The organism is Ferrovibrio sp. (assembly GCF_025869515.1).
Classification (GTDB): Bacteria; Pseudomonadota; Alphaproteobacteria; order Ferrovibrionales; family Ferrovibrionaceae; genus Ferrovibrio.
Genome location: NZ_JAOZVR010000049.1, coordinates 61,655 through 68,133, shown reverse-complemented (window position 1 = coordinate 68,133; position 6,479 = coordinate 61,655). Strand labels below are relative to the sequence as shown.

The window sequence follows — 6,479 nt, the reverse complement described above, 5'->3', positions numbered from 1 at the left end:
GGGGTTATTTTTCCACAACCCCATGATTTTCCTGAAAAAGCAGGAAATCTCGCGTGAAATCAAAGGTAGACAGGCTCCGCTTGGCCTTGTTACAACTTGAAACAGCTCCGCGGGTGGGGACCCGCCAGTTCAGTTCACGAGGCTTTTACAGGGGAATCGATGGCCGGGGGTCAAGCCACGACGCTGCTGAATGCCAAGGCATCTACGACCAGGGCATTCCGGCAGATTTGCTTCATTTCTGCGCTTGCGCTGATTTTGAGCAGTGTTGCCGCCGTGCCGGCCGCGATGGCGCAGCCGCGCGCCAGCCAGAAAGCCACCGTGACGCCGAAGCCGAGCACCAAGCCGGCTGCCATAAAGCCGCGCAAACAGAAATCCGCCGAAGGCGCGCGCCGCGCCGCCGAGGCCGAGAATACCAACGGATTCATGATCGATGGCCGCAAGGTGCGGGTCGATGTGGTGAAAGCCGAAACCGACCTGCTGGATACGGATGGCCGGGCCCCGGCTGTGCTGGTGCTGCATGGCGCCCATGGCCTGGGCGACGGCTCGCTGTTCTACCCGCAGGCCAAGGCGCTGGCCGAGAAGGGCATCACCGCTTTCGTGGTGCATTACTTCGACGGCGTACCGCAGCTGCGCAAGGCCTCGGTCAACCTGCATGACGAGCGCGAGCGCGTCCTGACCGAAGCCATCTCCTATGTCGCAAGGCAGGCTTATGTCGATCCGGAGCGGATCGGCATTTTCGGCCTGTCGCTCGGCGGCTTCCATGCGCTCAGCCTGGGCAGCCGCGACGACCGCGTGCAGGCTGTGGTGAATGTGGTGGGTGCGATGCCGTCGGAAGTGCAGCGCAAGGGCGTGCATCGCATGCCGCCGACGCTGGTGCTGCATGGCGACAAGGATGCCACCGTGCCGGTCCGCCGCGCCTATGAGCTGGCCAGCCTGCTCGATGAAGTGGGGGCCGAGCACGAGGTGAAGATTTACAAGGGCCAGGGCCATACCTTCCGCGGCGACGCCAAGGAAGACAGCATCAACCGTACGGTCGAATTCTTCGAGCGCCATCTGGGCGGCGACCGCGGCCTGCTGGACAAGGAGCTGGAGATCGATATCGCACTGGCGCCGATGGTGCCGGAAACCGAAAGCCTGCCGATCCGCCAGCTCACCCTTGCCGACGAGGCGATGTGGAGCCAGGCCGAGCAGGGCGAGCTGCCGCCGATCAACTAGGGTCTGAGCTAATCTGACAAAAAAGGCCGCCGGAACGATCCGGCGGCCTTTTTGCTGTCTGGTCTGGCTGCGCTGTTAAGCGGCCGTCGCCTCGTCGCGCTCGGCTTTCGCGGCAGCCTCGGCTTCCGGATCCAGCGCTGCTTCAAGCTCCATTTCCAGACTCGGCTGCTCGCCGCCTTCGGTGGCGGCAGCCTGCACCGGCGGCTGGCCGTTGCCCTGCTGCTGCGGCTGCTGCTGCGGCTGCTGGCCGGTCTGCTGCTGGGTGGCGGCACGCTGCATCGGCGTTACGCCCTGGGCCAGCATGATCCGGTAGTAATGCTCGGCATGCTGCAGGTAGTTCTCGGCCGACACGCGATCGCCTGAAGCATTGGCGTCGCGCGCCAGCTGGCAATAGCGTTCGAAGATATTGGTGGCCGTGCCACGGATTTTGACGTCGGGGCCGTTGGAGTCGAAATTGCGGTGGGAAGTGTTCATCCCGCCGTTATTTCCACCACCACCACTACCGCCGCCACCATGCGGCCTCCGGCCCTGAGGACGGCCGCCGCGTTGACGATTCTTATTATTCACAGGTTCATCTCGCTTGTTTCAGCAAATAGCGCAATCAGGCACCATGCGCGCACATCGTCACATTATGCCAACTGGCACTTCATGCGCTCGATGCGGTCGGCCTCTCGAGGAAATCCCTCATCCGATGCCGAACATCCATGCGATGTCGGTCATCTGATGTCGGCTGTCGAGGAGGCGATGACGTTGCCTGCTTCTTCGCCCCCGGTTAACACCCCGGAATAATACCTTGGGCGGGTTCCTTGGGGACCACGTCATCCCTGTATTCAAGATAAGGGGGCGCCGCCCCCCTGCCAACCCCTTTTTCACGAAATCTGCACGGATTTCCGGCCGGTTACCACGCGGCCGATGCCGCCCAGATCGGGCAAAACCGCAATCGGACCAAAGCCGGCGGTGGCCAGCAGCCGGCTTACTGCGACATCTTGTCCCATGCCGACCTCAAGCGCGACCAGGGCGTCTTTCGCGGCCAGATGCGCCAGATCCGGAACCAGGGCGCGATAGGCATCGAGGCCATCGGCACCGCCGTCGAGCGCCAGCAGCGGATCGTGATCCGCCACTTCCGGCTCCAGCTGCGGCACCACACCGCTTTCGATATAGGGCGGATTGGCGATCAGGATATCAAAGCATTCCTCCACGCCCTTGCCCCAGCTGCCAAGCCGGAAAGCCGCACGGCCGGCCAGGCCGAGCGTATCGGCATTCTGCTGCGCGATCTTCAGTGCCGGCGGCGAGACATCGATGCCGAGCCCGGTGGCATTCGGCAGTTCATGCAGCAGACTGAGCAGCAGGCAGCCCGAACCGGTGCCGAAATCGACCAGCCGCAGCGCGGTGTTTCTGTCGGGGATCGCCGCCAGCACGCCGGCTACCAGGGTTTCGGAATCGGGGCGCGGATCGAGCACATCAGGGCTGGTGCGGAAGGTCAGACTCCAGAATTCGCGAGAGCCGACAATCTTGGAAACCGGCTCATGCGCCAGACGGCGCTGCACCAGCAGCTCGAACGCGGCCGCCACAGCAGGCGTGACCGTCGCTTCGGGTGCGATGCGGATGCGGTCGGCCGTCAGGCCGCTGGCATGCGCCAGCAACAGGATGGCCTCCAGCCGCGGCGTCTCGGCCACATCGGCCTGCTTCAGGCGCCCGGTGGCGGCAGCAAGCACCGCACCGATCGTTGTCGCCTCAGGCATCGTTGAGTTCGGCCAGCCGGCTGGCCTGATCCTCGGCAATCAGGGCCTCGATCACGTCGTCCAGCGCCTCGCCGGTCATCACCTGCTCGAGCTTGTACAGAGTCAGGTTGATGCGGTGGTCGGTGACGCGACCCTGCGGGAAATTGTAGGTGCGGATGCGCTCGGAGCGGTCGCCCGAACCGACCTGGCCCTTGCGGTCGGCCGCACGGGTCGAGGCCAGGCGCTCGCGTTCGGCCTCATACATCTTGGCGCGCAGCAGCTTCATCGCCTTGGCCTTGTTCTTGTGCTGCGACCGTTCGGTCTGCTGCGCCACCACGATGCCGGTGGGAATATGGGTGATGCGCACGGCGGAATCCGTGGTGTTCACATGCTGGCCGCCGGCGCCGGACGAGCGGTAGACGTCGATGCGCAGGTCGTTTTCGTTGATGTCGATATCGACATCCTCGGCTTCCGGCAGCACCGCCACGGTGGCCGCCGAGGTATGGATACGGCCCTGCGTTTCGGTATCGGGCACGCGCTGCACACGATGCACGCCGGATTCGAATTTCAGTCTGGCAAAGACGCTCCGCCCGGTGATGGTGGCGACGGCCTCGCGAAAACCGCCGAGTTCGGTGTCGGCAATGCTGTCGACCTCGAAACGCCAGCCATGCTTGGCGGCGTAGCCGCGATACATCTCGAACAGATCGCGCGCGAACAGCGCCGCCTCGTCGCCGCCGGTGCCGGCACGCACTTCGAGGATGGCGTTCTTTTCGTCGGCCTCGTCCTTGGGCAGCAGCATGACCAACACGCGGCGTTCAAGCTCGGGCAGCGCGGCCTGGGCCTGCTTCCACTCGGCCTCGGCCAGATTGCGCATCTCGGTATCCGAGGTCGGGTCGTCGCGCATCACCAGCAGGTCGGCGACATCCTGGCGCAGCCGGCGCCATTCGTTGATGACCTGCACCAGCGGCTCGATCTCGGCATATTCCTTCGACAATTTCACGAAGGTATCGGCGGCGAGACCGCCGCCGGCCATCTGGGCCTGCAGCATCTCGTAGCGTTCGATCACCTTGTCGAGCTTGGCCTCGGGCAGGCCGGCGACATCCATGGCGTCAGGCTTTCAACTGGTCTTGCTTAAGATGGGCCAGCAGATCGCCGCGCGCGACTTCGATCTCGGTGCCGCTCTTGAAGTCCTTCAGTTTGACCACGCCCTTGGCCAGTTCGTCGTCGCCGATCACCACGGCAGCGGCGCAGCCCAGCCTGTCGGCGCGCTTGAAGCGCTTGCCGGCATTGCCGCCATAGCCGAGTTCGACCGCGATATCGGCGCGGCGCAGGTCGCCGGCCAGGGTCACGGCCGCAGCCTCGGCTGCAGCCCCGATGGGAATGATCGCAACGATGCGCGGTGCCGCCGGCTGCGGATCGCTCAGCATCACCAGACGCTCGATGCCGCCGGCCCAGCCGATGCCCGGTGTCGGTTTGCCGCCGAGCTGCTCGATCAGGCCGTCGTAGCGCCCGCCCGCCAGCACGGTGCCCTGGGCCCCCAGCATGTCGGTGGTGAATTCAAAGGCGGTGTGGGTGTAGTAATCCAGACCACGCACCAGGCGCGGACTGACAGTGAAAGGCACGCCGCTGGCGCCAAGGCCATCCTGCAGCGCCTTGAAGAAATCGCTCGCCGCCGGTGTCAGGTAATCATGGATCAGCGGCGCATGCGCCACCAGGGCACGGTCGCCCTCGTCCTTGGAATCGAGGATGCGCAGCGGATTCTTCTCCAGCCGCTTGCGGCTGTCGTCCGACAGCTTGTCGACGTAGCTCGAGAAGTATCGCACCAGGGCATCGCGATAGCCGACGCGGCTTTCCGGATCGCCCAGCGTGTTCAGTTCCAGCACGCATTTGTCGAGGATGCCGAGACGGCGCAGGATTTCGGCGGCCACCGAAATCACTTCCACATCGGCCTGCGGTTCGGCGGCGCCGATCACCTCGACGTCGATCTGGTGGAACTGGCGCTGGCGACCCTTCTGCGGCCGCTCGAAGCGGAACATCGGCCCCCAGCCAAAAGCCTTGAACGGCACATGCTGCTGCAGGCCGTTGGAGATGAAAGCACGGCAGATGCCGGCGGTATATTCCGGCCGCAGCGTCAGGCTTTCGCCGCCCTTGTCGGTGAAGGAATACATCTCCTTGGAGACGACATCGGAGGTCTCGCCCATCGAGCGGGCGAAAACATCGGTGAATTCGAAGATCGGCGTCGCCATCTCGCGGTAGCCGAACACCAGCGCGGCCTGCCGTGCGGTATCCACCACATGGCGGAACCGGGCATAGTCGTCGGGCAGAATGTCATGCGTGCCGCGCACGGGCTGCAACTGGGCCACGGCGAGTCTCCGTTTCAGAAATGTAAGCTAGGACGCGGCGTCAGCCGCGTCGGTGGAATGAGCGAGCTTCTCGGCTTCGATCTCGCGCGCCTTGGCTTCGACCAGGCCGACCAGATGCGCGACGATATCCTCGTTCTGCAGCCGGTGCGCCGGCTGTCCGGCGAGATAGACCTGGTGCGAACCCTTGCCGCCGCCGGTGAAGCCGATATCGGTTTCGCGCGCCTCGCCCGGGCCGTTCACCACGCAGCCGATCACGCTGAGCGTCATCGGCGTGGTGATATGGGCAAGCCGCTGTTCCAGCACCTCGACGGTCTTGATCACATCGAACTGCTGCCGTGCGCAGGACGGGCAGGAAATCACGTTGACGCCACGATGGCGCAGGTTCATCGACTTCAGCAGATCAAAGCCGACCTTGACCTCTTCCTCCGGCGCGGCCGACAGCGAAACGCGCAGCGTGTCGCCGATGCCCGACCACAGCAGCATGCCGAGCCCGATGGAGGATTTCACCGTGCCGATGCGCTGACCACCGGCCTCGGTGATGCCGATATGCAGCGGATAGTCGCAGGCCTCGGCCAGGCCCTGATAGGCGGCCACGGCGAGGAAGACGTCAGACGCCTTCACGCTGATCTTGAATTCGCGGAAGTCGTGGTCCTCCAGGATACGCGCATGGTCCAGCGCGCTTTCCACCATCGCTTCCGGGCAGGGCTCGCCGTATTTCTCCAGCAGATGCTTTTCCAGCGACCCGGCATTGACGCCGATGCGCATCGAACAGCCATGGTCCCTGGCGGCCTTCACCACTTCGCGCACGCGGTCGGCGCTGCCGATATTGCCGGGATTGATACGCAGGCAGGCGGCACCAGCCTCGGCCGCCTCGATGGCGCGTTTATAATGGAAATGGATATCGGCGATGATCGGGACTTTGACCTGGCGCACGATATCCTTCAGCGCCCGCGTCGAATCCTCGTCCGGACAGGAGACGCGCACGATATCGGCGCCGACCTCTTCGCAGCGGCGAATCTGCTCCACCGTGGCCTTGACGTCGCTGGTCAGCGTGTTCGTCATGGTCTGCACGGTGATCGGCGCGTCGCCGCCGACCGGAACGGTGCCGACAAAAATCTTGCGCGACGTGCGGCGCTGGATATCGCGATAGGGTCGGATGCTCATGGTCTGGTTCCGTCCG

Annotated in this window: 6 protein-coding genes; 1 reads left to right on the top strand and 5 read right to left on the bottom strand. The window is 64.4% G+C overall.

Annotated elements, in window-relative coordinates; genetic code table 11:
* Positions 1-159: 159 nt before the first annotated feature.
* A complete protein-coding gene (locus OJJ21_RS07785; RefSeq protein WP_297684818.1) occupies positions 160-1,215 on the top strand; it encodes a dienelactone hydrolase family protein in 1,056 nt (351 codons plus the stop codon).
* Between the two features lie 75 nt (positions 1,216-1,290).
* On the opposite strand, the gene OJJ21_RS07780 is transcribed toward OJJ21_RS07785, so the two are convergent.
* From OJJ21_RS07780 to ispG, 5 genes are all read right to left on the bottom strand, one after another.
* Positions 1,291-1,782 carry a DUF4167 domain-containing protein gene (locus OJJ21_RS07780; RefSeq protein ID WP_297684817.1) on the bottom strand — a complete coding sequence of 164 codons (492 nt, stop codon included), beginning with the start codon at positions 1,780-1,782 and terminating at the stop codon, positions 1,291-1,293.
* Between the two features lie 302 nt (positions 1,783-2,084).
* Positions 2,085-2,957 (bottom strand): peptide chain release factor N(5)-glutamine methyltransferase, encoded by an 873-nt coding sequence (gene prmC, locus OJJ21_RS07775; protein ID WP_297684816.1) that lies wholly within the window; start codon positions 2,955-2,957, stop codon positions 2,085-2,087.
* Positions 2,950-4,041, bottom strand: a complete 1,092-nt coding sequence (gene prfA, locus OJJ21_RS07770; RefSeq protein ID WP_297684815.1) for a peptide chain release factor 1 — start codon at positions 4,039-4,041, stop codon at positions 2,950-2,952. Before prfA ends, prmC begins: the two co-directional genes overlap by 8 nt.
* Positions 4,042-4,045: 4 nt before the next feature.
* Positions 4,046-5,299 carry a histidine--tRNA ligase gene (hisS, locus tag OJJ21_RS07765; RefSeq protein ID WP_297684814.1) on the bottom strand — a complete coding sequence of 418 codons (1,254 nt, stop codon included), beginning with the start codon at positions 5,297-5,299 and terminating at the stop codon, positions 4,046-4,048.
* A 27-nt stretch (positions 5,300-5,326) separates the two neighbouring features.
* On the bottom strand, positions 5,327-6,463 hold the full coding sequence (gene ispG / locus OJJ21_RS07760; RefSeq protein WP_297684812.1) for a flavodoxin-dependent (E)-4-hydroxy-3-methylbut-2-enyl-diphosphate synthase: 1,137 nt from the start codon (positions 6,461-6,463) through the stop codon (positions 5,327-5,329).
* Between the last annotated feature and the right edge of the window lie 16 nt (positions 6,464-6,479).

Bases quoted from the DNA above. Each gene is read 5' to 3' on its own strand.
- OJJ21_RS07785 (WP_297684818.1), top strand. From the start codon at position 160: ATGGCCGGGGGTCAAGCCACGACGCTGCTGAATGCCAAGGCATCTACG.
- ispG (WP_297684812.1), bottom strand. From the start codon at position 6,463: ATGAGCATCCGACCCTATCGCGATATCCAGCGCCGCACGTCGCGCAAG.
- prmC (WP_297684816.1), bottom strand. From the start codon at position 2,957: ATGCCTGAGGCGACAACGATCGGTGCGGTGCTTGCTGCCGCCACCGGG.
- prfA (WP_297684815.1), bottom strand. From the start codon at position 4,041: ATGGATGTCGCCGGCCTGCCCGAGGCCAAGCTCGACAAGGTGATCGAA.